This window comes from Streptomyces sp. NPDC058812 (assembly GCF_042744565.1).
Lineage (GTDB): Bacteria > Actinomycetota > Actinomycetes > Streptomycetales > Streptomycetaceae > Streptomyces > Streptomyces thinghirensis.
The window spans coordinates 265,065-288,800 of the sequence record NZ_JBHYOB010000004.1 but is presented as its reverse complement, the minus strand read 5'-3'; the positions used below and the strand labels follow the sequence as shown (position 1 = coordinate 288,800).

20 protein-coding genes and 1 riboswitch are annotated in these 23,736 nt (G+C 72.5%); of the genes, 11 read left to right on the top strand and 9 right to left on the bottom strand.

All coding sequences use genetic code 11. The features are described from left to right. Positions 1-8: 8 nt before the first annotated feature. Entirely contained in the window at positions 9-947 is a 939-nt protein-coding gene (locus ACFW48_RS10875; protein WP_386312645.1) for a M56 family metallopeptidase, read from the bottom strand. Positions 948-1,191: 244 nt separating this feature from the next. After that, entirely contained in the window at positions 1,192-2,424 is a 1,233-nt protein-coding gene (gene fahA, locus ACFW48_RS10870) for a fumarylacetoacetase (RefSeq protein ID WP_386312642.1), read from the bottom strand. A 404-nt stretch (positions 2,425-2,828) separates the two neighbouring features. Here fahA and ACFW48_RS10865 point away from each other — a divergent pair, with 404 nt between their 5' ends. The 5 genes from ACFW48_RS10865 (at position 2,829) to ACFW48_RS10845 (ending at position 10,425) form a co-directional block, all read left to right on the top strand. Continuing rightward, on the top strand, positions 2,829-4,103 hold the full coding sequence (locus ACFW48_RS10865) for a DegT/DnrJ/EryC1/StrS family aminotransferase (RefSeq protein WP_386312639.1): 1,275 nt from the start codon (positions 2,829-2,831) through the stop codon (positions 4,101-4,103). Continuing rightward, a complete protein-coding gene (locus ACFW48_RS10860) occupies positions 4,096-6,627 on the top strand; it encodes a lipopolysaccharide biosynthesis protein (protein WP_386312636.1) in 2,532 nt (843 codons plus the stop codon). The genes ACFW48_RS10865 and ACFW48_RS10860 overlap by 8 nt, the downstream gene beginning before the upstream one ends. 291 nt (positions 6,628-6,918) lie before the next feature. Beyond that, positions 6,919-8,760, top strand: coding sequence for a glycosyltransferase (locus ACFW48_RS10855; protein WP_386312633.1), 1,842 nt, complete (start codon positions 6,919-6,921; stop codon positions 8,758-8,760). A gap of 19 nt (positions 8,761-8,779) precedes the next feature. Further along, positions 8,780-9,289, top strand: a complete 510-nt coding sequence (locus ACFW48_RS10850; protein ID WP_386312631.1) for a hypothetical protein — start codon at positions 8,780-8,782, stop codon at positions 9,287-9,289. After that, complete coding sequence (locus tag ACFW48_RS10845) at positions 9,286-10,425, top strand: glycosyl hydrolase (protein WP_386312628.1); 1,140 nt, start codon at positions 9,286-9,288, stop codon at positions 10,423-10,425. The genes ACFW48_RS10850 and ACFW48_RS10845 overlap by 4 nt, the downstream gene beginning before the upstream one ends. A 6-nt stretch (positions 10,426-10,431) precedes the next feature. Here ACFW48_RS10845 and ACFW48_RS10840 read toward each other — a convergent pair whose 3' ends face one another. From ACFW48_RS10840 to ACFW48_RS10825, 4 genes are all read right to left on the bottom strand, one after another. Next, complete coding sequence (locus ACFW48_RS10840) at positions 10,432-11,187, bottom strand: polysaccharide deacetylase family protein (protein WP_386312625.1); 756 nt, start codon at positions 11,185-11,187, stop codon at positions 10,432-10,434. A 302-nt stretch (positions 11,188-11,489) separates the two neighbouring features. Beyond that, positions 11,490-12,821, bottom strand: coding sequence for a glycosyltransferase (locus ACFW48_RS10835; protein WP_386312622.1), 1,332 nt, complete (start codon positions 12,819-12,821; stop codon positions 11,490-11,492). Between the two features lie 29 nt (positions 12,822-12,850). Then, positions 12,851-13,915, bottom strand: a complete 1,065-nt coding sequence (locus tag ACFW48_RS10830) for a GNAT family N-acetyltransferase (protein WP_386313056.1) — start codon at positions 13,913-13,915, stop codon at positions 12,851-12,853. Positions 13,916-14,050: 135 nt separating this feature from the next. Beyond that, on the bottom strand, positions 14,051-14,257 hold the full coding sequence (locus ACFW48_RS10825) for a hypothetical protein (protein ID WP_386312619.1): 207 nt from the start codon (positions 14,255-14,257) through the stop codon (positions 14,051-14,053). On the opposite strand from ACFW48_RS10825, the gene ACFW48_RS10820 reads away from it, so the two are divergent. Next, a complete protein-coding gene (locus ACFW48_RS10820) occupies positions 14,256-15,065 on the top strand; it encodes an HAD family hydrolase (protein ID WP_386312616.1) in 810 nt (269 codons plus the stop codon). The genes ACFW48_RS10825 and ACFW48_RS10820 overlap by 2 nt on opposite strands. Before the next feature lie 58 nt (positions 15,066-15,123). Here ACFW48_RS10820 and ACFW48_RS10815 read toward each other — a convergent pair whose 3' ends face one another. Beyond that, positions 15,124-15,624, bottom strand: a complete 501-nt coding sequence (locus ACFW48_RS10815; protein ID WP_386312614.1) for a transglycosylase SLT domain-containing protein — start codon at positions 15,622-15,624, stop codon at positions 15,124-15,126. Between the two features lie 5 nt (positions 15,625-15,629). After that, positions 15,630-15,797: riboswitch (cyclic di-AMP (ydaO/yuaA leader) on the bottom strand. A 690-nt stretch (positions 15,798-16,487) separates the two neighbouring features. Here ACFW48_RS10815 and ACFW48_RS10810 point away from each other — a divergent pair. From ACFW48_RS10810 to ACFW48_RS10795, 4 genes are all read left to right on the top strand, one after another. Further along, positions 16,488-17,498 carry a polyprenyl synthetase family protein gene (locus tag ACFW48_RS10810; protein WP_121748595.1) on the top strand — a complete coding sequence of 337 codons (1,011 nt, stop codon included), beginning with the start codon at positions 16,488-16,490 and terminating at the stop codon, positions 17,496-17,498. 234 nt (positions 17,499-17,732) lie between these two features. After that, the gene (locus ACFW48_RS10805) at positions 17,733-18,980 is read left to right on the top strand and encodes an outer membrane lipoprotein carrier protein LolA (RefSeq protein WP_386312611.1); all 1,248 of its coding nucleotides are present in this window, start codon (positions 17,733-17,735) and stop codon (positions 18,978-18,980) included. A 57-nt stretch (positions 18,981-19,037) separates the two neighbouring features. Next, a complete protein-coding gene (locus ACFW48_RS10800) occupies positions 19,038-20,024 on the top strand; it encodes an ABC transporter ATP-binding protein (protein WP_386312608.1) in 987 nt (328 codons plus the stop codon). Next, complete coding sequence (locus ACFW48_RS10795; RefSeq protein WP_386312605.1) at positions 20,011-20,985, top strand: ABC transporter permease; 975 nt, start codon at positions 20,011-20,013, stop codon at positions 20,983-20,985. Before ACFW48_RS10800 ends, ACFW48_RS10795 begins: the two co-directional genes overlap by 14 nt. A gap of 22 nt (positions 20,986-21,007) precedes the next feature. On the opposite strand, the gene ACFW48_RS10790 is transcribed toward ACFW48_RS10795, so the two are convergent. Continuing rightward, positions 21,008-21,610, bottom strand: a complete 603-nt coding sequence (locus ACFW48_RS10790) for a flavodoxin family protein (RefSeq protein WP_386312602.1) — start codon at positions 21,608-21,610, stop codon at positions 21,008-21,010. A gap of 97 nt (positions 21,611-21,707) precedes the next feature. After that, positions 21,708-22,280, bottom strand: a complete 573-nt coding sequence (locus tag ACFW48_RS10785; protein WP_386312599.1) for a DUF6668 family protein — start codon at positions 22,278-22,280, stop codon at positions 21,708-21,710. 227 nt (positions 22,281-22,507) lie between these two features. Between ACFW48_RS10785 and ACFW48_RS10780 the strand changes: the two genes are divergently transcribed. Beyond that, a complete protein-coding gene (locus tag ACFW48_RS10780) occupies positions 22,508-23,734 on the top strand; it encodes a tetratricopeptide repeat protein (RefSeq protein ID WP_386312596.1) in 1,227 nt (408 codons plus the stop codon). The last annotated feature ends 2 nt before the right edge of the window (positions 23,735-23,736 follow it).

The window sequence follows — 23,736 nt, the reverse complement described above, 5'->3', positions numbered from 1 at the left end:
GCGGCTCCCTACGTCAGCGCCGTCAGACCCGGGGCGAAGGTGATCAGCAGCGGGAGGAGGGGGACCAGAGCGGCTGTCGCCGAGGTCAGAGCCCTGTGCCGGGGGAGCAGGCGGGGCGGGGGTTCCAGGAGGCGGTCGACTCGTTCGCCGAGGAGTCGGTGGCTGGAGGAGCAGGACAGGACACCGCGGTGCTGGTTCAGCTCGATCAGGGCCAGTGCCGTGGTCAGGTGACCGCAGCGGCGGGAGGCGGTGTCGTCGGCGGCGAGTTCGACCAGGCGGTGGGTCTGGTCGCAGAAGTGGGCGAACAGCGGGACCCGCGGGAAGCCGGTGGCCAGGGCGCTGGAGAGGTGCAGCAGCCAGTCGTGGCGGGCCCGGGCGTGGCCCCGCTCGTGGGTGAGGACGGCGTCGAGCTGATGGTCGGTGAGGCGTTGCAGGGCACCGGTGGTGACGATCAGCTGGGGCGGGTTGCCGGGCATCCACCAGGCGTCCGGGTACTCGTCCTCCAGGACCAGCAGGGGACCGCGGGCGGCGGGTAGTCCGGCGGGCAGGTCAGGGGCGCGTTCGCGCAGGTGGGCGCGTGAGTGGGCGCGCCGTCGGCGGGCCTCGACGAGTTCGCGGGCCAGCATGGCGGTCGTCCAGGCGGCACCGCCGGCCAGCAGGAGGGTGAGGGCGGCCGCCCACGGCGGGCCCGCGGAGAGGTTGTAGGCCTCGGTCACCGCCGGCGGCGCCGGCGCGAAGAGCTGGGCGCGCACGGTGCCGAAGACGGCGGCGGCGCCGAGGACGAGGGCCGTCAGACAGCACAGCAGGACGGTGGCGACCAGGCACTGCCACACCCAGAGCGCGACCACGGGATCCCGCTCGGGCCACGCGGAACGGGTCAGCGCGCGCGGTACCGGTACCGCGGCGGTCACGGCGACGACGAACAGCAGGAGCAGGCAGACGGTCATGCCACGGGCTCCGGATCCTGGTCGGAAGGGGCGGCTCTGGCTGTGGTGGGCTGTGGTGCGGGCAGTGGTGCGTCTGGAGTGCGACTGTGGTCGGGCCGGCGTGACGGTGCTCGCCGCGCGGGCGCGGACATGCCGCACACACCGCCCGACGCCAGTATGACGGTGACGGGCGGCGTGAGTCAGGCCCCGGCGGGCAACGGATCCGAGTGCGGGGGAGTCGCGGGAGCCGCGGGAGCCGTGGTGGTTACCGTCCGGTCCGCGGCGGGGCCACCTGGCCGGTCACCTCGCCCAGCCCCACCCGGGTGCCGCCCGGCCCCGGTGCCCAGGCCGACAGGGTCACCACGTCCCCGTCCTCCAGGAACGTCCGCTTGCCGTCAGGGAGTTCAAGGGGATCGCGTCCGTTCCAGGTCAGCTCCAGCAGGGACCCGCGCTCCCGGTCGGCAGGTCCGCTCACCGTGCCGGAGCCGTAGAGGTCGCCGGTACGCAGCGAGGCGCCGTTGACGGTCATGTGGGCCAGTTGCTGGGCGGCCGTCCAGTACATGGTGGAGAACGGCGGCTCGGAGACGACGTGGCCGTTGACGGCGACGGAGATCCGCAGGTCGTAGCCTCCGGGTTCGTCGAGTTCCCCGTCCGTGTCGTCGAGGTAGGGCAGCAGCTCGTGCGTGCGCTCCGGCGGGGCCACCCGTGCCTCCTCCAGGGCGTCCAGCGGTGTGATCCACGCCGACACCGACGTGGCGAAGGACTTGCCGAGGAACGGGCCGAGGGGGACGTACTCCCAGGCCTGGACGTCCCGCGCGGACCAGTCGTTGAGCAGGCAGAGTCCGAAGACGTGCTCGCGGAAGTCGCCGAGCGCCACCGGGCTGCCCAGCTCGGACGGCACGCCCACCACGAAGCCGACCTCGGCCTCGATGTCGAGGCGGACGGACGGGCCGAACACGGGAGCGGCGTCGGTGGGGGCCTTGCGCTGCCCGGACGGCCGTACGACGTCCGTGCCGGACACGACCACCGTGCCGGAGCGGCCGTGGTAGCCGATGGGGAGGTGCTTCCAGTTGGGGGTGAGGGAGTCGGCGGCGTCGGGGCGGAAGATCTGGCCGACGTTCCGGGCGTGGTTCTCGGAGGCGTAGAAGTCGACGTAGTCCGCGACCTCGAAGGGCAGGTGCAGCGTCACCGAGGAGAGGGGGTGGAAGAGGGGCTCCAGGGTTTCGCGGTGGGCGGGGACCGTCACCCAGGCCGTCAGCGCGCGCCGTACGTCGGACCAGGCGGTGCGGCCGGCGGCCAGCAGCGGGTTCAGGGTGGGCCGTGCGAGCAGGGAGGCGTACGGCGATCCGAGTGCGTGGGCCGCCGCGCCGGCGTCGAGGACGTGGTCGCCGAGCCGGACGCCCACCGTCCGCTCCTGCGTGCCGGGGATCGAGAACACGCCGTACGGAAGGTTGTGCGGGCCGAAGGGGTCGCCCTCGGGGACATCGAAGGGGGGCATCGGGTGCTGCCTCGCTTTCGTGCTCGCCATGTGCGCCGTGCGCGCCGGGTGCGCCACGTGGTTCGTGGCCGGGCCACACGTTACGGGTGACGTACCGGTCTTGGGCAGTGTGTCAGGAGGTGGCGGTGCGTGGCGGGGGAGGCGCGTTCAGGCGTGCTGACGTGCGGGGAGTGGTTCGGGCGCCGGTGCGGGGAGGCGGGGGAGTGACCGGTGCGGCGGCTCCTTCGCCGCCCGCGTACGCCCGCGTGAACGGCCGGGGATGTGGCGCTCCGCTTCCGCTTGTGTGCGGGAAGTTGTCCACAGGCCGGTACGCAATCTTGACGGAGCGGTGCGAACGGGGTGACTCTGGGCGGGTGCCGGAAGGCCTCGGGGAGGGGGCTTTCGATGGCACACCAGGGGGGCGGATGGCCATCGGGGAGGCCGGTCCGGGTTCGGTGCGGGATGGTTCGCGGCCGAGGAAGCGGCTGGAAGAGACCATGCGCAGCCGACTCGGCCGGGAATGCGTGTACGTACCGTCATGCCGTTTCGGGCTGTACGCGGCACTGCGTCACTGGTGCCCGCCGGGCGGCCGGGTGCTGATGTCGCCGGTCAACGACGACGTCGTCTTCTTCGTCGTGCTCGCGGCCGGACTGCGGCCGGTGCAGGCGCCGTTGAATCCGTCGGACGCGTCCATCGACATCGATGCCGTGCCCGAGGAGGTGTGGGGTTCGCTGTCCGCCGTAGTGACGACCAACCTGTACGGCAACCCGGACCCGGCGCCCGGACTGCGGGCCCGTTGCGACGCGTTGGGCATCCCGCTGTTCGAGGACGCGGCGCACGCCATTGGCAGCGAGGTGGGCGGGCGGCCGGTCGGCGCTTGGGGCGACGCCTCCGTTTTCAGCCTGTCCAAGCACGTCGGTGCCAAGGCCGGGGGAATCCTCGCGGTCGCCGACCCGGGGCTGCGGGACGCGTTGGAGAAGACCTGCGACGACCTGCTGCTGCCGCGCCGTACGAGGGCCGAACTCGCCTACGCCGTACGGCCGTACGCGGAGGCGGCCGTACGAGGGCTGCGGCTGCGGCGGGCCGCCTGGGCCGCGATGCGGCTGCTGGGGCTGATGGAGCGGGAGGAGATCCGGATGCCGCTGCGTCCGGAGGAGCTGACCCGCGCGGTCGCCTCGGCCCCCGGCCTCGACGCCCAGGACTCCCTTGACGCCCACGACCCCTGGGTCCGCGTCGACATGCACGACTACCGGCTGCGCGCCGGCCGGTTCCGGCTCGGGCGCATCGGACGCGGGCTCGACCGGCTGGACGACGTACTCGCCGACTGCCGTGCGGGTACGGAGCTGCTGCTGTCGACGCGTTGGGCGGGACCGGCCGGGTGGGAGGGCGCGAGGAGCCGGTCACCGGGCGCGGCGCAACCGTTGTTCCGCGTGCCGTTGCTCGTGGCGGACCGGGACGCGGCGGTGCGGGCGCTGGCCCGGCGCGGCATCGTCGTCGGCTACCTCTACGACCCGCCGCTGGACGACTACGCGGGCGCCGCCTTCACCGACCCGTCACCCTCTCCGGAGGGGGCGCGCTGGTTCGCGCGGCACGCGCTGCCCGTGGATCCGCTGCGCGCCCGTGCGGCCGTCGCCGCCCTGGAGGAGTCCGGAGTACGGCCGGCCGAGGCACCCGAAGGGCTGGTTCCGACCGGTGGCTGAGACCCGGGTGCACGAGACAGCGGCGGCACCCGCGGGCGGTGGCCCGACGCCGTCCGGGAGCGGGCACGGAGGCGACTCGCTCTTCAAGAACGCCTACTTCCTGATGCTCAGCACCGGCGTCTCCGCCGTGCTCGGCCTCGGCTTCTGGCTCGTGGCCGCCCGCTACTACTCGGAGGAGGCCGTCGGGCAGGGCTCCGCCGCCATCGCCGCCATGCGGCTGCTCGCCAGCATCACGGCGACCACGATGATCGGCGCCGTGGTCCGTTTCGTACCGAGGGCCGGCCGCGCGACCGGCCCCCTGGTGTGGCGGGCGTACGCGGCCAGTTCGGTGGTCGTCGCCGTGGCCGCCGTCGTCTTCCTGCTCACCCTCGACCTGTGGGGCGCGTCGTACGCCCCGCTGGGCACCGCCGAGGCGGGGGCGCTGTTCGTCGCGGCGTGCGTGGCCTGGGCGCTGCTCACCCTCCAGGACGGCGTGCTGACCGGGCTGCGCAAGGCGGAGTGGGTGCCCGCCGGGAACGCGGTGTTCTCGGTCGGGAAGCTGATCCTGCTGGCCGTCTTCGCCACCACGCTGCCGGTGCTCGGCATCTTCGTGTCCTGGGCCGTGGCCATCGCCTTCTCCACCCTGCCGCTCGGCTGGCTGATCTTCCGCAGACTCATCCCGCGCCAGGCCGCCGCCGACCACGACGTGGAGCCGCCCAAGGTCCGCGAGATGGGGCGGTTCCTGGCCGGGGACTCACTGGGCGCGGTGTTCAGCCTGGCGATGATCAACCTGCTCCCGGTGATGGTCGCGGTCAACTTCAGCGCCGCGGAGAACGGCTACTTCTACGTGGCGTACACCGTCGGCGGCACGATGGAGTTCATGGCCATCAACATGGCCTCCTCCCTCACCGCGCACGCCTCGCACGACCCGCGCCGCCTCGCCGACGGCGTCCGTGGAGCACTGCGCCGCATGACGCTGCTGCTCGTGCCGGTGGTGCTCTTCCTGGTCGTCTTCGCGCCGCAGATCCTCGCGCCCTTCGACGAGGACTACGCCGAGCACGGTTCCACGGTGCTGCGGCTCCTGGCCATCGGGGCGCTGCCGAGGATCGTGGTCGAGCTGTACATCGGCGTGCTGCGCGTCCAGGGGCGTACCGGCGTGCTCGCCGCCGTGCAGGGCACCATGTGCGTCCTCGTGCTGGGCAGCGCGGCGATGCTGTTCAGCCCGGCCGGGATCGCGGGCGCCGGCTGGGCGGTGCTCGGGGGCATGACGGTGGTCGCCGTCGGCTGCGTGCCCGGCCTGCGGGCCACCCTGCGCGGCAGTGACGGAGCCGGTCGTTCCGGCGGGCCCCGGGGCTCGGACACCTCCTGCGGCATCGGGCCGCGGGGCGTTCGGAAGCCGGGACCCGGCAACTCCTACGGCACCCACTGGGCCCGGTTGAACGCCACCGCCGGGTACGGCACGAGCTGGGCGCGGCGAGCGGCGTACGAGCACGGGCAGTCCGACGAGGCGCCACGGGACGACACCGTCACCCTGTTCATAGGGCGTCCGGGGTACGAACGGGAGGCCCTGGAGGCGGACACCCTCGCGGTGATCGTCCGGCGGCCCCGGAATCCCGACGCCGAGACCGGACTGCCGTCCGGTCGGGACCGGACACCGGACTCGGCCGGTGCGACCGTTGCGACCGCTGCGTCCGACGCGCCCCACGCGCCCCACGCGCCCGATGCGCTTGAGGTGCTCGAGGTGCTCGACGCGAACTCGGGCCCCGGCTGCGGAGAGGGTGACGACGGCGGGGTCGGGGCGATCCCCGAGCGGCTTCTGCGGCCTGCCCTGTGGCTGCTGCTCGGCGTCGCCACCATCGTCTTCCTGGTGGCGTTGCGCGACTTGCCGTGGCTGGGTGGCACCTCCGAGGTCGGGGCCGAACTCACCGGGCAGGAGCTGCTGCGGGGGATTCCTCTGCCGGCGCTGGTCGCTGGGGCCCTGGTGCTCGTGGTGTTCGTGGCGTCCGTGACGTTGTGCGCCTCGCCCGACCCGTGGCTGCCCGGTGGCGCACTGGGCGTCGCCGTCCTGGCCCTGCACGCGGCGCCCGTGGCGCTCGGCCGGGAACCGGAGGCGGTCGGTGGGACGTTATACACCGAGACGGCAGGATTTATCGCGGAAGCGGTGGGGTTCGACGGGCCCGGCCCACTGCTGCGCTGGACTCCGCTCGTCCTGCATCTGCTGTGTCTCGTACCGCTGTGGCTGCTGCTCGCGAAGGCGGGCGGTCGGCTGCCGTGGCAGGGACGCTGGGGGGTTCTGTATCTCGTCGCCGTGGGGGGCTGGGTCTGGCGTCAGGAGCTCGCGCCGATCGCACCGCCGCTTCTCCTGCTGCTCGTCCTCGCCGTCCTGCTCCTGTCCCTGCGCCGCCCGTCCTTCGCGACGGACGCGACGGACGCGACGGACGCGACGGACGCGACGGTCGCGACGGTCGCGACGGTCGCGGCAGACGCGATAGACGCGACGGACCCCCCGCACCGCACCAGACCGAACGGCATGTCCAGGGACTGATCAAGCACAGAGCCGAATCGCCAGGGGGGAACCGTCGTGCGTCCGCCAGCAACTCCACGGGAGAGATCCGCACCAGAGCCCGCGCCCGGGCAGGAAACCCGGGACGCGTCGAACCGGGACGCGCCGGAGGCAGCCGGGGAGCCCCGCACCTCGCAGGAGCCGCCCCGCACTTCGCAGGAGTCGGCCACCACGACCTCGGACGAAGCGTCCGCCCGGCCGGGCCGGAGGAGTACCGCACGCGCCCACCGCCCCTCTACCCCGGAGCCCTCCGGCTCCGCCGCCGAGCTGCCCGTGACGGATCTGTCCGACCTCACTCCGGCCGCCTGGCCGGCCCGCGCGGCCGCCGCCTGGCCGGCCGTGCCCCTCCTCGTCGCCCTCGCCCTGTGGGGCTACGCGATGCGGCACACCGACGTGTCCGCCCTGGACGACTACGGCCTGGTCAGCGCCCTGCACCCCACTTTCTGGGCCGGCCTCGCCGTGCTCACCGCGGGTTTCTGGTGCACGGTCCGCGACCCGCGCCGTCCCAACGGCTGGTCCCTCGCGTACGTCCTGGGCCTGCTGGTGATGGAGCGGGCCACCCAGGCCGTTCTCTACCCGACCCCGCTCTACGCGTGGGCGTGGAAGCACGACGCGGTCATCGACCACCTGCTGACGTCCGGCGGTCTCCAGACCGCGGACCGGCTCGGCGACATGGCCGTCTACGACCAGTGGCCCGGCTTCTTCGCCGCCCAGGCGGCGCTGGTGCGGCTGCTGGGTGTGGACAACGCCGCGATGTACATGGCCTGGTGGCCGTTGGTCTCCAGCGTGCTGCTGCTGCTCCCGCTGCTGCTGATCTACCGGACCTTCACCGAGGACCGGCGGCTGATCTGGACCGCCGTGTGGCTGTTCTGCGTCGCCAACTGGGTGGGCCAGGACTACTTCTCCCCGCAGTCCGTCGCCTTCGTGCTGCACCTGGGCGTCATCGCGGTCGTACTGCGCCGCTACGGCCGCTCCGGCGGGCGGGACGGCCGGCAAGGGCAGGCCGTGTGGACCGTACTGCTCAGCGTGCTGGTAACCGCCATCGTCGTCTCGCACCAGCTGACACCCGGCATGCTCGTCGTCACGCTCGTCGCGCTGGCCTTCACGCGCCGCTACCGCCACTGGGTCCCGGCGGTCACGACGGTCGTGATCTTCCTGGCCTGGTGCCTCACGGCCGCGCTGCCCTTCCTGTCCGCCGCCATGCCGGACATGATTCGCTCCATCGGCGACGTCGGAGCCAACGTCGAGACCGGGTACGGGGCCACCCCCACCGGCACCGGAGCGGTGGCGACCTCCTGGGTGGCCCGGTTGCTTTCGGGTTCCGTGCTCCTGCTCGCGCTGGTGGGTGTGGTGCGCCAGCGGGTGCTGCGGCACCGGGCGCTGCCGCTGCTGCTGGTCGCCGCGGCGCCGCTGCCGATGTTCGTGGCGAGCAGCTACGGCAGCGAGATGATCTTCCGGGTCCTGATGTTCACGCTGCCCGGCGCGGCCTTCTTCGCCGCCGCCGCGCTGCTGCCCAAGGTCCGCACGCTGGCCGCCGACGCCGCCGCGCGGGAGACGGGCGGACGCTCGCCGGCCGCCGCGCGCTCGTCCGCCCGGCGCCGCCGCTTGCGACTGCCTTCCCTGCCCCCGCTGCGGTACGGCGCGTGGGTGCCGCTGCTCGTGCTGCTCGCCGGGACCCTCGCCTTCGTACCGAGTTACTCGGGCAAGGACCGCATCAACTACTTCCCGCCCCGCGAAGTCGCCCTCGTCCAGCAGCTCTTCGACCAGGCGCCCGACGACTCCCTGGTCGTCGCCGCCAACCGGAACTACCCGCTCGCCTACGAGCAGTACTGGAGAGTCGACCACTACTGGTTCCTCGACGACGACCGACGCCACGTCGACGAGATCGTCCGAGACCCGGCCGCCGTCCTGGCCCGCGACATGGCCGCCGTGGAAGCACCGGCACGCGCCTATTTCCTGCTCACCCAGGGGCAGACGGCCAACTCGGAGATGAACGGCCAGTTGGACGAGGCGCAGTTGGAGCGCGTACGGGAGTCCGTGGCGGCGTCACCGAGGTTCGAGCTGATCGCCGAGAACAGCGCCGGCGTGCTCTACGTCCTGAATCCGGCGAGCTGAGAAGGGGAGTGAGTCAGCCATGACATCGCAGGACGCCATGACATCGCAGGACGCCATGACACGGCAGGTCGCCGTGACACCGCAGGACCTCGTGATCCGTATGCTGCCCCCGTTCGCGGGCTGGCTGGCGCTCGCCGCGCTCGCCCTGCCCGGCGGCTCACCACTGCGCGGCGCGGCCGTCGCCGCGTTCCTGGCCGTCGGCCCGGGCGCCGCCCTGGTCGGGATCTGCGGCCCCGCGCTGCGGGCCCGCCGTGCCGAAGCCCCCGTCGAGCGCCGGGACGCGGACTTCGAACGCCACTCCGACCTGCTGGAACGGCTGATGCTTGCCGTCCTGCTGAGCGTGAGCGCCGCGATGCTCGTCGCCACGGTACTGATAGCCGCGCACGCCTTCAGCGGGGACCGCGTCCTGCTGACGCTCACCCTGCTGACCACGCTCGCCGCGTTCTGCCCGCGCCTGCGTGCCTCCCCGCCGACGCCCAGCACGGCGCCGGGGGCGGCGCCGAGGACACGGAAGGGTTCCACTCTGTGAGGTTCGCCCGTCCCGCTCGCCGCACGGCCGGAGACTCGACGACGACCGGACAGCACCGCCGGCCCAAGGCCCCCGGGGACCGCGGGGGACCGGGCCGGCGCCGACTGCTGATCACATCCATCACGGCCACCTGCGCGGTCCTGGTCGCGGTGCTCGCCCTGCGCGACGCCTCCGGCCCCGCCGACCCGGCCGACGACCCGAGGTGCCGCCCGACCGCGCTCCTCGAACCGCCCTGTGGCGCCTGGTTCGGCGCCTTCGTGCCGCACGACAAGTCCGACCTGGCCGAGAAGGTGCACGCGTACGAGAAGAACGTCGGGCGCGAGCTCGACATCGTGTACACGTACCACGACATGTCCGCGATCACGGACACCCGCCTGGAAGGTCAGCTCCTGACCGAGCAGGAACAGCGCGTCGGCGAGGACCGCATGCTGCTGCTGTCCTGGGAGAGCAAGTGGTGGGGCGGCACTAAGCAGCAGCAGCCCACCTGGAAACAGATAGCCGCCGGCGACCTGGACGACTCCGTGATCGACGTGCAGGCGCAGCGCGTCAAGGACTACGGGCAGCGCACGGGGAAGAAGGTCTTCCTCTCCTTCGACCTGGAGATGGACACCCGCACCCCGGACAACGGCACACCGGCCGACTACGTGCGGGCCTACCGGCACATCCACGACCGGTTCCGCGAGCTGGGCGTCGACAACGTCGTGTGGACCTGGATCATCACCGGCTACCTGGACCACGCCGACCTGTTCGAGAAGATGTACCCGGGGGACGAGTACGTCGACTGGATCGGTTACAACCAGTACAACTACTACCTCTGCCACAAGACGGACTGGCTGAGCTTCGCGCAGACGCAGCACGCCACCCACGACTGGATCCGCGCCAACCTCTCCGACGACAAGCCCCTGATGCTCTCGGAGTTCGGCAGTGCCTCCGACCCGAAGCGAGCGGACCGGCAGGCGGACTGGTACGCGCAGGTGCCCCGCGTGCTCAAGGAGCTGGAGGGCGTCAAGGCCGCCCTCCAGTGGAACTACCGCGACCCGGGACCGAACTGCGATCTGGCCGTGGCCAATGACCGGGCGTGGGCCAGCCTGCGCAAGATGGTCGCCGACCCGCACCTCAACCAGCCCCTCGAGTGACCGTGGTCAGCCGGCGAACTCGGGCCCCCGCACCATGGCACGCCCCCGCCGGTACCACCGCCACGCGACCGTCTTCGGCCCGTCGCGGTAGGGGGCGATCCGGACGCCCTCTCCCGTCAGCCACGCCTCGACGTCGGCGACCGTGTGGCTGCGCCGCACGATGAGCCGGGCGATGCGGTACCGCTCGTCGCGGTCGGAGCTGAGCGCGTGCCGCACGGCGGTCGCCGTCTCGTACCCGGCACGGGCCGACGACGACCGCACCTTCGCGCTGTTGTAGCCGTGCGGGTAGGCGAGGTGGCGGACCGGGTGCCCGAGGGCGTCCTCCAGCATGTCCTTGGACGTGCGCAGTTCGTACGCCAGCCCTTTGGCGGACAGCGTGTCGAGCTGGGCGTGGGTGACGGTGTGGCTGCCGATCTCCATGCCGGAACGTTCCAGCTCCGCCGCCGCGTCCAGGGTCATCATCGGGGCCGGGGGGAGCAGACTGCGACCGCCCGGGGCGATGGCCCCGGTGGTGAGATAGGCGGTGGCGGGCAGCGCGCGCTCGGCCAGCGCCTCGGCCGTGGGACCGGGCAGGTCGGCGAAGCCGTCGTCGAAGGTGAGCAGCACCGGCCGGGGCGGCAGGGGCGCCCGGCCGGCGAAGTGGTCGGCGAGCACGCTGATCGTGACCGGCGTCATGCCGCTGTCCACGATCGCGTCCAGATGGGCGGCGAACTCCTTCGGAGTGACGGTGAACTCGGCGATCCACGAGGGCGGATCGTCCATCACCGCGTGATAGAGGAAGACGGGTATGTGCCCACCGTTCCAACCCGGCTTGCCAGTCCCACCGGGCTCGCCAGTCCCACCGGTCCCGCCCGTCCCACGGGGCTCGCCCGTCCCGCCAGAATCGGCAGTCCCACTGGGCCCGGCCGTCCCACCGGTCCAGCCCGCCCTATCGGTCCCACCAGTCCCACCAGTCCCACCAGTCCCACCGGTCCCACCTGGCTCGGCCGTCCCGTCCAGCCGCCCGCCTGCCGCGGGGACCCCCTCCCGCGCCCCGGCCGCTCTCGGAGCCTCCGCCGCCTCGCTCATCGCGCCTCCAGCCCGACCGTACGCAGGGCGCGACGGGCCCGCAGATAGCCGACGGGGCCGTACAGCATGCCCCGGCGCTGCAACCGGGACAGGCGCCGCGGCCAGGGATGCGTACGGGAGTCGTGCCCGCCCGGCCCCTCCGCCGCCGCCTCCGCACCTTCACCGGTCGCGCGTACGGCGGTCAGCCCCCGCGCGTGCGCCAGTCCGCCTGGCACCCGGGCGAGGAAGGCCGGCAGCAGCGCGGGTCGGTTCACCAGGATCGCCGTGAGATACGCGGTGAGGCCCGCGCCGTAGCCATAGGCCTGGGTCTCCAGGTCCCGCCACGTCTCCCGGTGGTGGTGCCAGACCAGTGCGTGCGGGGTGTAGCGCAGTCGCTGCCCCTGGGCGAGGACGCGGACGAAGCCGTACAGGTCGTCGCCGCCCCGCGCGCGCGTGCCCGCGCCGGTCGCGGGGTCGAAGCCGCCGACCGCCCGCAGCACGGCCGTACGGAAGGCCATGTTGGCGCCGGAGCCGAACCGGCCCGCCGTGAACGGGAACAGCGGCTCGTCGGCGGGCGGGTGCTCGGGGTCGTACGTCCGCGGGGTGAACCCCTTCGCGAAGCCGCCGTGGCTCTCCAGGAGCACCTGGGCGGGGGTGCGCAGCCGCGCGGGCAGGATCAGCCCCGTGGCGCAGCCCAAGCGCGGGTCGGCGGCGAAGGGCGCGGTCAGCTCGGTGAGCCAGCGGGGGTCGGCGACCACGTCGTCGTCGGTGAAGGCGCTCACCTCGCCCCGTACGGCCGCGAGGCCCCGGTTGTGGGCGACGGCGAGTCCGGGCACCGGTTCGCACACGTACCGCACCCGCTCGCCGTACTTGCGCTCGACCAGCTCCCGGGTCTCCTCGGTCACCGGCGCGTTGTCGACGACGACGATCTCGAAGTCCGGGTGGTCCTGCGCGAGCAGCGAGTCCAGCGCGCGGGCGAGCTGGTCCGCGCGTTCCCGGGTGGCGACCACGACGCTGGCGGACGGCGGCCGGGGCAACGGCTCGGGCGGCGCCCCTTGCGGCAGTCTCCGGGCGAGCCCGGACAGCACCTCCGCGGGATCCGCGCCCTCGGGTATCTGTCCGAGCACGGTACCGACGGGTCGGCCCGCCCGTCTGACCAGGAGGAACACCGCGCCGGTCGTCACCGGTGGGCTGCCCGGACCGGGTCTCGGCTCCGCCCTCTCGGCACCCGCAGCCCTCCCGTCTTCCTCGGGGCCGAGATCCAGCTCGGCGACCTGTACCGGCCCGATGCTCAGGAACCCTTCTATCTCCTGCCGTGTCTCTCGCAACGCACGCCGCCCACCGGCCATGCGCCCACCCCCCTCGTGGTTGCCCTCCGTCACGACCGGCGCAGCCGGGCCGCGCCCCTCAACGTCCGTACCGCCAGCGACGCCAGCCGGGGCCGGTCGCGCACGAAGCCGTGCGCGCGGCGGGCCGGCTCGCGGCCGAGCCAGTGCAGCGCGGCGCCCGCCCCCACTCGCGTCGCCGCTCCCTCGTACACGGGCAGGTCACCGGTCTTCAGCGAGTCCTTGTACTCCGCCGGACCGCGACCCATGTCGAGCATGCCGATGCCCTCGGCGGCGGCGGCCTCGGCCATCCGCAGATGCAGTACAAGACCCGGCGAGTACTTGGCGAAGTCCGGGTCGTACGCCGGGAACCAGCACGCCAGGACCGTCGCCGAGCGCAGTCCGAAGTGGGCGGCGACCGGCCGGCCGTCGGCGTAGAGCGCGGACAGCGTGCCGGTGCACTCCGGTGCCCGGGTCCTGGCGAGCCGCCCCACGAGCCGGGTGATCCACTCCTGCGCGAACCGGTCCCGGCGTCCCGTCCTGCGGTACTGCGCCGACTTCCACGCCATGAGCGTGCGCAGCGCGGCCGGGTCCCGCTCGTCGAACACGAAGCGCACGTCCCCGACCTGACGGCCGAGCCTGCGTTCCTTGGCGAGGGTGGTCTTGAGGAACTTCGGCGACCGGTCGCGCAGCACGCTCTCGTACGCCTCGTACCCCTTCTCCACGTCGATGACGTAGGTGGTGTGCTCCTCTGCGGCGTGCGGCACGAACAGCCCCTGCTCCGCCTCCAGGTTGTCGAAGGCGAAGCTCGACAGGGAGCAGGCCCGCAGCAGTTCGCGGGTGTCCGGGGTGAGGCCGGGGCGCAGCACCGCGCCCTGGCAGTCCGACACCCCGAGTCCGATCGCCCGCCCCTGCCCCAGCGGTCCGCGCTCGTGCGGCAGGAATCCAGCCGCCTCACCGCCGTCGTACACCACCGCGACCCGTGCCCGCGGCCGCACCCGGCCCACGACATCGGTGAATTCCGGTTCCATGAACGGATTGCGTGGTGCCGCCGACTTGGCGCGCAGCTCGCGCCAGTGCTCCCGTTCCCCCTCGCCCAGTTCCTCCGGCCTGAGCACGCGCACACGTCCGCTGTTCAACCCGACCCCCCGATCAAGTCCCCCTGGACAAAAGGAAGGTACCCCCGGGGGCCGTCCGGCCGGTAGGTAGCGGACCATGTTGTTGCCAATCGGTGCACAGGCCGTTAACCGGCTTTAGCCGATGAAGCCGATGAAGCCGATGAAGCCGATGAAGCCGATGAAGCCGATGAAGCCGATGATGTGCCAGGTTTCGGACACGAACGTGCGTCCTCGTGCGCACTCGTGCCGTACTCGTGCGGACTCGTGCCGACCTCGCGCCTCCTCGTTCGGAAGCGATCGCGGGTGAGGCGGACAGGTGCGGTGTCCGTATTCTCTGATCATGGACCGCACCGCGTATTCACTCGTCGCCACCGACCTCGACGGCACGCTGCTCCGCGGCGACGACACCGTGTCCGACCGGTCACTGGCCGCGCTGGCGCGGGTGGCCCGGGCCGGTGCGCGGCATCTGGTGGTGACGGGGCGGCCGGCGCCCCGGGTGCGGCCCCTGCTCGACCGCCTCGGCTGCACGGGGCTCGCGGTGTGCGGTCAGGGCGCCCAGGTGTACGACGCGGGCGCGCACCGGATGCTGTGGTCGGTCACCCTGGACCGGGAGCTGGCCGAGACCGCGCTCGGCAAGATCGAGGCCGAGGTGGGGCAGGTGCACGCAGCGGTCGACCAGGACGGTGTCGACGGCCTGACGCTCATCGAGCCGGGATACCTGATGCCTCACCCGACGCTGCCCGCGGTGCGGGTCGAGCGGCGCGACGAGCTGTGGAGCGCGCCGATCAGCAAGGTGCTGCTGCGCCATCCCGAGCTGTCCGACGACGAGTTGGCGGCGACGGCGCGCGCGGTGGTCGGTTCCCTCGCCACGGTCACGATGTCGGGGCCGGGGACGGTGGAGCTCCAGCCGTGCGGCATCACCAAGGCCACCGGCCTGGCGCTGGCCGCCGAGCGCCTGGGCCTGAGCCGGCGGCGGACGATCGCCTTCGGGGACATGCCCAACGACATCCCCATGTTCGACTGGGCGGCCCACGGTGTCGCCATGGCGGGCGCCCACCCCGAACTCAAGGCGGTGGCCGACGAGGTCACCCTGACGAACGAGGACGACGGCGTGGCCGTCGTCCTCGAACGGATCTTCAGAGCCTCGTAGTACGGCGCAGAGCCCCGTGCTACGGCGCAGAGCCCCGTGCTACGGCTCAGAGTGCGACTCAGTACGCGCCGAAGACGTTGTCCATCGAGCCGTACCGGTCGGCCGCGTAGTTGCAGGCGGCGGTGATGTTGGCGACCGGGTCGTACGGGTCCCAGGAGGTGCCGGGCACGTGGTACGCCTGGAAGGTCGGGTCGATCACCTGGAGCAGGCCCTTGGACGGGGTGCCGTTGATGGCGTTGATGTCCCAGTTGTTGATGGCGAGCGGGTTGCCGGACGACTCCCGCATGATGTTGCGGTGGATGCCCTCGTACGACCCGGGGATGCCGTGCTGGGCCATGACGTCGAGCGACTCCCGGATCCAGCCGTCGAGGTTGTCCGGGTACGTCGTCGCCGCGGTGGAGGCGGTCGCGGCGGCCGTGGTGGCGGCCGGGGTGGCCGCGGAGGCGCTGGTGGCCCCGATGAGCGGCAGGGCGAGCACGGCGGCGCCGGTGCCGGCCACGGCGAGCTTCCGGGCGAGGCGGGCGGTGCGGGCGTGACGGTTCTGACCGTTGGCAGACATGCTTGAGTCCCTCTCCTTACGCCTGCGAGGTGAGCTGTCGGGTTCGGGCGGGGAGGTGCCCGGCCGGGCCCTGACGGGCACGGCTTCACCCCGAGCCGCTCCGGTGGTGACCGGTGCGGCGACTTACCTGGGTCCCCCGCTCCTGCCTGCGAGTTTGTTGGCGGATGACTGTGCGTCCGGGCGGTGGCAGGATTCGGCGTCCGCCCGACAGGCCGGGAACGTATGCGAGAGCACATGTCCGAAACAAGTGCAGGAATCACCCAACGCGCCTGTTGACCTTGGTCTGAGGTGTTTGAGGCGCTTGATCCTTTGCGGCTGCCAAGGCTCAACTGGCTTGCGGGGCAAAGGGAGGGCACAGTCGGCGGCAGGGTTGCCTACAGGTGGGGTGAAGTGAGCCAACTCACTGGCCTCAACAAGGATGGCAAATCGGGCATTAGGGCCAACTTGGAGTCAATCGGCCGCAGGTGTGGAGGGCTTCGGGTCTCGACCGGTGGCCGGGTGGGCCCGCCGCCGCGCGTGTGCTCGTCTCCGGCCCCGTCCTGGCCGGTGTTTCCGCGCGTCGTGCGGGCATCCGTTCGGGACGGGATCGGGTGACCCGAGCGGGTGACGTATTCGGAGTGCGGGCCGTTGGGAGGGGTGATGTGATCTTCGGTGGCGGGATCCGGCCCCTGGTGATGGCGATCAATATCTGCTCATATCACCTGATCAAAAACATACCGTGCATGATCCGATACCGACCGGCCTGTAACGGTGGGCGCTAGCGGTGATCGAAAGGTGACCGGATACGCTGACTTGAGTGGTGGCAGCGACCTATCGACAAACCAGGTAATCGCCAGTAGACACCAGCAGACAGGAGACCCCTCGTGACCGTCGTCGGGCCGTTCGGGCTGAGCGTGCGGGACCAGGCTCTGGAAGCCGATGTCCAGGCCGGATTGGTCGCGGTCGAGGAAGGGTTGCTTGAGGCAACCAAAAGCGAGGTTCCGTTCATCACGGAGGCCGCCCAGCATCTGGTGCGGGCCGGCGGTAAGCGTTTCCGGCCACTGCTGGTGATGCTCTCCGCTCAGTTCGGCGACCGCTACGCCCCCGGGATCGTGCCCTCGGCCGTCGTCGTGGAGCTGACCCACCTCGCCACCCTGTACCACGACGACGTGATGGACGAGGCCGCCGTACGGCGCGGCGTGCCCAGCGCCAACACCCGCTGGGACAACTCGGTCGCGGTCCTCACCGGCGACTTCCTGTTCGCCCGCGCCTCGCAGATCCTCGCCGACCTCGGTCCCGAGGCGGTCCGCGTGCAGGCCCTGGCGTTCGAGCGGCTCGTCACCGGCCAGATCCTGGAGACGGCGGGCCCGCAGGACGGCCGGGACCCGGTCGACCACTACCTGGACGTGCTGGGCGGCAAGACGGGCTCGCTGGTGGCGGTCTCCTGTCGGTTCGGCGCGATGATGTCCGGCGCCGACGAGACGGTCGTGGACGTGCTCACCCAGTACGGCGAGCGACTCGGCGTCGCCTTCCAGCTCGCGGACGACGTCCTGGACATCGCCTCCGACTCCCACGAGTCGGGGAAGACGCCCGGGACCGACCTGCGTGAGGGCATCCCCACCCTCCCGGTGCTGCGGCTGCGCGAGCGGGCGGCCCGGCTGGGGCTCGCCGAGGACATCGCCCTGTGCGAGCTGCTGGACTCCGACCTGAGCGACGACGCGCGGCACGCGGAGGCGCTGCGGCTGCTGCGCGCCCACCCCGCGCTGGAGCAGGCGCGGCGGGACACCGTGCGGTACGCCAAGGACGCCCGGGCGGCGCTGGCCCCGCTCAAGGAGTGCGAGGCGAAGTCCGCGCTGGTGGAACTGTGCGACGCCGTGGTGCACCGGGCCGGCTGAGCGCCCGGCCGCGTACCCGCCCCCTACGGGCCGGGGGAGTCGCGACCCCTCCGTGTCATCCCGCAGGAGTAGGCGGAGTTGAGCCCGCGGTCTGACGATTCCGCTTGGCCGATTTGGTCAGATGGACACCACGGAAACACCAATCCTCACCGATTCGGGTGAGAATGGCGGCTCACGGGTGAACGAGCGCGAGGTCGTGAGACAGCCGCCGCCGACGACGGAGGTAGGGCACACATGGCACCGATCGATTCCGACGACAACACGACCGCCGGGGAGGACGAGGGGCTGCGCGCCGGACGGCGCAGGGCCGCGCGGTACGTCGTCCCGGTCGCGGTGATGGGAGTGGCGGCCGCGACGATCGGGCTCGTCCCCGCGCTCGCCGACTCCGGGGACCCCGACCTTCCGAAGGTCACGGCGGAGCAGCTCATAGAGAAGATCGCCAAGTCGGACGTCGAGCAGTTGTCCGGCACGGTCAAGATCAGCACCGATCTGGGTCTGCCGGACCTCGGCGGCCTGGAGAGCGGCCTGATGTCCGGTATGTCCGGCGGCCCGGGTTCGGGCGGGGACGAGGACGGCTCCGCCGCCGACCCGTCGGCCAAGCTCACCGAGCTGGTGTCCGGTACCCACACGCTGCGGGTCGCCGCCGACGGCCCCGACCGGCAGAAGCTGTCGCTGCTGGAGAACGCCGCCGAGTACAGCCTGATCCACGACGGCAAGGACGTCTGGGGCTACGACAGCAAGTCCAACGAGGTCTACCACTCCACCACGTCCGGCAGCGCCGAGCAGCCGGAGAAGGAGGTGCCGGCCACCCCGAAGGACTTCGCCGACCAGGCCCTCAAGGCGGTCGACGACACCACGTCCGTGACCGTCGACGGCACCGCGCAGGTGGCCGGCCGGGACGCGTACCGACTGGTGATCAAGCCCAAGCAGGACGGTTCCACGGTCGGCGCCATCAGCGTCGCGGTGGACGCCGAGACCGGCATGCCGCTGAAGTTCACGCTGACCCCGTCGAGCGGCGGCGCCGCCGTCGTGGACGCGGGCTTCACCAAGGTCAGCTTCGCGAAGCCGGACGCGTCGACGTTCGACTTCACCCCGCCCAAGGGTGCGAAGGTCACCGAGGCCGACGAGGCGGCCAAGGCGCCGGAGCACGGGCGGAAGGCCGAGGGCGACCTCGCCAAGGAGCTGGACGGCCTGAAGGGGACGGACGGCCTCAAGGGGACGGACGGTCTGAAGGTCATCGGCGAGGGCTGGAATTCGATCGCCACCTTCGACACCGGCGGCCAGGGCCTGCCCACGGCCTCCGCGGGCGGTGACCTCGGCGGCTTCCTCGGCTCCTTCGGCGACCAGGTCAAGGGCGACTTCGGCTCCGGCACGGTCTTCAAGACCCGCCTGGTCAACGCCCTGATCACGGACGACGGCAAGGTCTACGCCGGTGCGGTCACCAAGGGCGCGCTGGTGAAGGCGGCCGACGCGGCCCAGTAGGCGCCGGCACGGAAGCCGTTGTCCGCACGGAGCAGTAGGGACGAAGTGAGGGAGCCGATGGCCGAACCGTCCGCCACGGAAGCGGGGAGCCCGGACCAGGGGGACGGCGCGGACGACGCCGTCATCGCCACCCGGGCGCTCACCAAGCGCTACCGCGGTGGACAGCTCGCCGTCGACGGTCTGGATCTGACCGTCCCGGCGGGCAGCGTCTTCGGCTTCCTCGGCCCCAACGGCTCCGGCAAGACCACCACCATCCGCATGCTGATGGGCCTGATCGAGCCCACCTCGGGCACGGCCCGGGTCCTGGGCCGGCCCATGCCGCGCGCGGCCCGCACCGTACTGCCCCAGGTCGGCGCCCTCATCGAGGGCCCCGCCCTGTACGGCTTCCTCTCCGGACGCGAGAACCTCCTGCGCTACGACGCCGCCGACCCGGCCGCCGACCCGCGCACCCGGCGGGAGCGCGTCGCGGCGGCGCTGGACCGGGTGGGCCTCGCGGCCGCCGCCGGCAAGAAGGCGAAGGCGTACTCGCTCGGCATGAAGCAGCGCCTCGGGCTCGCCGCGGCGCTGCTCCAGCCGCGCCGCCTGCTCGTCCTGGACGAGCCGACCAACGGGCTCGACCCCCAGGGCATGCGCGAGATCCGCGCGCTCGTGCGCGAACTCGCCTCCGACGGCACCACCGTCTTCCTCTCCTCCCACCTGCTGGACGAGATCGAGCAGGTATGCACGCACGCCGCCGTGATGGCCCAGGGGCGGCTGATCAGCCAGGGCGCGGTCGCCGACCTGGCGGCCGGGGCGCGCGGCCGGCTGGTGGTGACCACGCCGGACGCGGGGGAGGCGGCCAGGGTGCTGAAGGAGCAGGGGGCCGGGGACGTGGTCGTCGCCGAGGACCGGGTGACGGCGGAGCCACCGGACCGCGACCTCGCCGACCTGAACGCCGCCCTGGTCACGGCCGGTGTCCGCGTCCGAGGCTTCGGAGTGGAGCGCGCCTCCCTGGAGGACGCGTTCGTGGCGCTTACCGGGGAGGGCTTCGATGTCGCGGGCTGATACGTCGCGGGCTGACACGTCGTCGCGGGCCGAGTCGCCGCGGGCTGAGGTGCCGCGGGCTGGGGTGCCGAGCGCGGTGCGCGCTCCGAGTCCGCTGTGGTCCTTCGGGCTGCTCCGCAGCGAACTGCTGATCACCTTCCGGCGCTGGCGCACCCTCGCCCTGCTGGGCGTGCTGGCCGCCGTGCCGGTCCTGGTGGGGATCGCCGTGAAGATCGAGACGAGCGACGGGGCGTCGTTCGGCGGTGGCGGTGGCGGTGGCGGTGGCGGTGGTGGTGGCGGAGGCGGCGAGGGCCCGGCGTTCATCTCGCAGATCAGCAACAACGGCCTGTTCCTGGTCTTCACCGCGCTCGCCGCGACCCTCCCCTTCTTCCTGCCGATGGCCATCGGCGTCGTCGCGGGCGACGCGATCGCGGGCGAGGCGAACGCGGGTACGCTCCGCTACCTCCTGGTCGCCCCGGCCGGCCGCACCCGGCTGCTGCTCACCAAGTACGCCACGGTGATCACCTTCTGTCTCGCCGCCACCCTGGTGGTCGCGGTCTCGGCGCTCGCGGTCGGGGCGCTGCTGTTCCCGGTCGGTGAACTGACCACCATCTCCGGCACCCGGATCACCTACGCCGAGGGCCTGGGCCGCGCCCTGCTCATCGCCCTGGTCGTGGCCGCCTCGCTCGTCGGTGTCGCGGCCCTCGGCCTGTTCGTCTCGACCCTGACCGGCAGTGGCATCGCGGCGATGGCGACCACCGTGGGGCTGCTGATCACCGTCCAGATCCTCGACCAGATCCCGCAGCTCGACGCGCTCCAGCCGTACTTCTTCTCGCACTACTGGCTGTCCTTCGCCGACCTGATGCGCGAACCGGTCTACTGGGACGACCTGGTGAAGAACCTCGGCCTCCAGGCCCTCTACGCGGCGGTGTTCGGCTCGGCGGCCTGGGCGCGGTTCACGGCGAAGGACATCACCTCGTAGGCAAGGACGGTAGGCAAGGCCATCACCTCGTAGGCACGGTGTCCGTCTGCTCGTACGGGAAACGGGCGAGCGGCGCCTCCCGCGCGAAGAAGGTCTTGGCGCCTGCCAGCGCCTCGGTGTCCTTCAGGATGTCACCGGGCTTGCTGCCGTTGCCCAGCAGCACCCCGCCGAAACGCATACCCATGTAGGCCGCCGAGTTGCTCAGGCTGCCGATCAGCGGGTCGGCGACCTCCTGCTCCTGGTGCGCGAGCGCGGTGACGCCCCACAGCGTGCGGCCGGCCAGGGTCGCCTTGAAGTCGAGGCCGGGGGTGCGCAGCCAGCCGGACCAGTAGTCGAGGTAGCGCTTGACCGGTGCGGACAGCGAGTACCAGTACAGCGGTGAGGCGATCACGATGTCCGTGGCGGCGAGAGTGGCGTCGAGCAGCAGGCCCGCGTTGCCCTCCGTGGGCCGGACGTGGTCGCTGTCGTGCCGCAGGTCCTCGAAATCGGGCAGCGGGTGCTCGGCCAGGTCGATCCACCGCTGCTCGACGTCCGTGGGCAGTTGTTCGGCGGCGCGGCGGGCGAGCAGTTCGGTGTTGCCGTCGGGTCGGCTGCTGCCCAGCAGGAAGAGGTAGTGGCGGGTCATGGGGTTCCCCTGAATGGTTGGTGTGCGCGGATACCAGCACATGCATTATATGCACACGCAAGTACCTGTCCACTGGGTTCCACTGGGAGCGAGCGGCTCAGCGCACCCGCCCGGTGAGGCGGACCAGGGGGCCGGTGCCCCGTGGAGGACTTCCGCTCGTCTCGCCGAGGCGCCGGGCGGGGACCCACGGAACGCGATGGACGTCCACGGCCGCCTCCAGCAGTTTCACGCGCTGGGCGAGTGGCCGGGGCAGTCGTCCGGGCGCGTCCGCGACGAGGACGACGCAGTCGAGGTCGAGCCCCGCCGGAGCCTGTCCATGCCGGAAGGCCGCCACGGCACGGTGGGCCGCCGCCAGCCCGGCCGCGTGCGTACGGGCGACGAGCAGCACCGACGGCGGGTCGCCGGGACCGGGCCAGCCGCGTCCGCAGTCCTGTCCGCCGTACACGGCGGCGAGCGTCGAGACGCCGGCGCCGCCGTGCGCGCCGACCCAGGAGAAGCGCCGTGGGATGGGCCGTTCCGAGTGCGGTGGCGCCGGGGCGGGCTGCCCTGGGTCGGGCTGCCCTGTCGCGGCGGGCGCGGGCCCGGGCAGCGCTGAGGCGGGTGGCGTCGGGGTGGGCGGCTCCGGTAGGGCCACCGGTCCGCGGATCCAGATCTCCGGTCCCTCTCGCATGCCCGTCCGCCTGCCCGGCCCCCTCCCGTGTCACGCCCCCGCGTGCCCGCCCCGTATCGACCCGCCGATACGGGCGTGACCTCCTGGAACGAGCCTGTGACACCCCGGTGACGTGAGAATCGCGAGCGAGCGGAGAGACTCGACAGTAGGTGTACGACAGGCATGACAGGCTCTGGACGGCAGGGAATCGAAACCGCCGACGGAAGCCGCCGATGAGTGGGGGAACGATGTCTCGACTCGCCCGTGAGAAGCAGCGGGACCACGAGGGCGCCGAGCGCTCGCCCGCGCCTGCGGCGACGCCGATCGACGTCCGCGTGCCGGTGGCCGATTCCGACGTACGCGGCGCTTCGATCGACGGCTCGCTGGTCGTCGCGGCCCCCGGCGAGGAGATCCAGAACGCCGTCCTGAACCGCCTCCACCGCCTCGCCCTCGCCGCCGGCCACCCCGTCCTCGCCACGATCCACGACGAGCGCATCGGCTATTCCGTCCCGCTCCGCGTAGACCCGGACGGCTCCAGCCACCTCGCCGCGGAGCCGGTCCCGACGGTTCCCGAGGAACCGGCCGTACGGCGCGACCAGCACACCCACGTTCTGCGGACGGAGGAGCCGGTACGGGGCAGCGCCCAGACGTTCCGCCTCCCGAAGGTGCCCGAGTCGCAGCGGGTGCCGGCCGGCGAGTCCGCGCCGACGTTCACGCTGCGCGCCCTGCCGGAACCGGCCCAGGGCGCGGCCCTCGGTACGGTGGCGCCGCCGACGGGAGAGTTCGGTCCGCCGCCCCGAATGGACGGCGCTTCCGCGACCGGCGCCCGCGAAGGCGCGGCACCGCAGCCCGCGCCCGGGCCGGTCAGGCCGGTCGCCGCTCCGAAGCCGCCCCCGGCCCCCGAGCCGGTCGCCGACCTCGACCCCGGCCCCAAGCCCACCCCCACCCCCGCCCGCGGTTTCGACGCCGTGGCCGAGGCCGTACTCGGGGACGAACCGCTCACCGCACCCGGCGACGCCACCGCCCCCGCGCTCCTCGCGGAGCCGACGGCCCGCATCAACGAGGCCGTCAAGGAGGGCCGAACGGAGGCGGCCGCGCAACTGGCGGAGCGGTCCGTGGCCGAAGCCTCGGGGACGCTGGGGCCGGAGCACCCGGAGGTTCTCCGGCTCCGCGAACTCACCGCGTACATCGCGTATTTGTCAGGCGATCCGGACCGCGCCTTCCGCCTCTCCGTCGACCTGTCCCGGATACACCGCCGCGCGGGCGACGCGGAGGCCGCGTACGGCAACGTCCAGAGCGCGGCCACCGCCTGGCGCGCCGTACGGGATCCGGCACGGGGGCTGGAGCTGGGGCACGAGCTGGTCGGCCTGTGGAGCGAACTCGCCGCCGAGGGGGGCCCGGCCGCGGAGGACTCCGAGCAACTGGAGTCCGCCCGCAGCCGCATGGGCCGCCTCACCGAACGTGCCCGCGCCTAGGG

Coding starts and splice junctions, on each gene's coding strand:
- ACFW48_RS10780 (WP_386312596.1), top strand. CDS start 22,508: ATGTCTCGACTCGCCCGTGAGAAGCAGCGGGACCACGAGGGCGCCGAG.
- ACFW48_RS10795 (WP_386312605.1), top strand. CDS start 20,011: ATGTCGCGGGCTGATACGTCGCGGGCTGACACGTCGTCGCGGGCCGAG.
- ACFW48_RS10790 (WP_386312602.1), bottom strand. CDS start 21,610: ATGACCCGCCACTACCTCTTCCTGCTGGGCAGCAGCCGACCCGACGGC.
- ACFW48_RS10815 (WP_386312614.1), bottom strand. CDS start 15,624: ATGTCTGCCAACGGTCAGAACCGTCACGCCCGCACCGCCCGCCTCGCC.
- ACFW48_RS10805 (WP_386312611.1), top strand. CDS start 17,733: ATGGCACCGATCGATTCCGACGACAACACGACCGCCGGGGAGGACGAG.
- ACFW48_RS10825 (WP_386312619.1), bottom strand. CDS start 14,257: ATGATCAGAGAATACGGACACCGCACCTGTCCGCCTCACCCGCGATCG.
- ACFW48_RS10820 (WP_386312616.1), top strand. CDS start 14,256: ATGGACCGCACCGCGTATTCACTCGTCGCCACCGACCTCGACGGCACG.
- ACFW48_RS10875 (WP_386312645.1), bottom strand. CDS start 947: ATGACCGTCTGCCTGCTCCTGCTGTTCGTCGTCGCCGTGACCGCCGCG.
- ACFW48_RS10850 (WP_386312631.1), top strand. CDS start 8,780: ATGACATCGCAGGACGCCATGACATCGCAGGACGCCATGACACGGCAG.
- fahA (WP_386312642.1), bottom strand. CDS start 2,424: ATGCCCCCCTTCGATGTCCCCGAGGGCGACCCCTTCGGCCCGCACAAC.
- ACFW48_RS10785 (WP_386312599.1), bottom strand. CDS start 22,280: ATGCGAGAGGGACCGGAGATCTGGATCCGCGGACCGGTGGCCCTACCG.
- ACFW48_RS10865 (WP_386312639.1), top strand. CDS start 2,829: ATGGCCATCGGGGAGGCCGGTCCGGGTTCGGTGCGGGATGGTTCGCGG.
- ACFW48_RS10835 (WP_386312622.1), bottom strand. CDS start 12,821: ATGGCCGGTGGGCGGCGTGCGTTGCGAGAGACACGGCAGGAGATAGAA.
- ACFW48_RS10840 (WP_386312625.1), bottom strand. CDS start 11,187: ATGGACGATCCGCCCTCGTGGATCGCCGAGTTCACCGTCACTCCGAAG.
- ACFW48_RS10800 (WP_386312608.1), top strand. CDS start 19,038: ATGGCCGAACCGTCCGCCACGGAAGCGGGGAGCCCGGACCAGGGGGAC.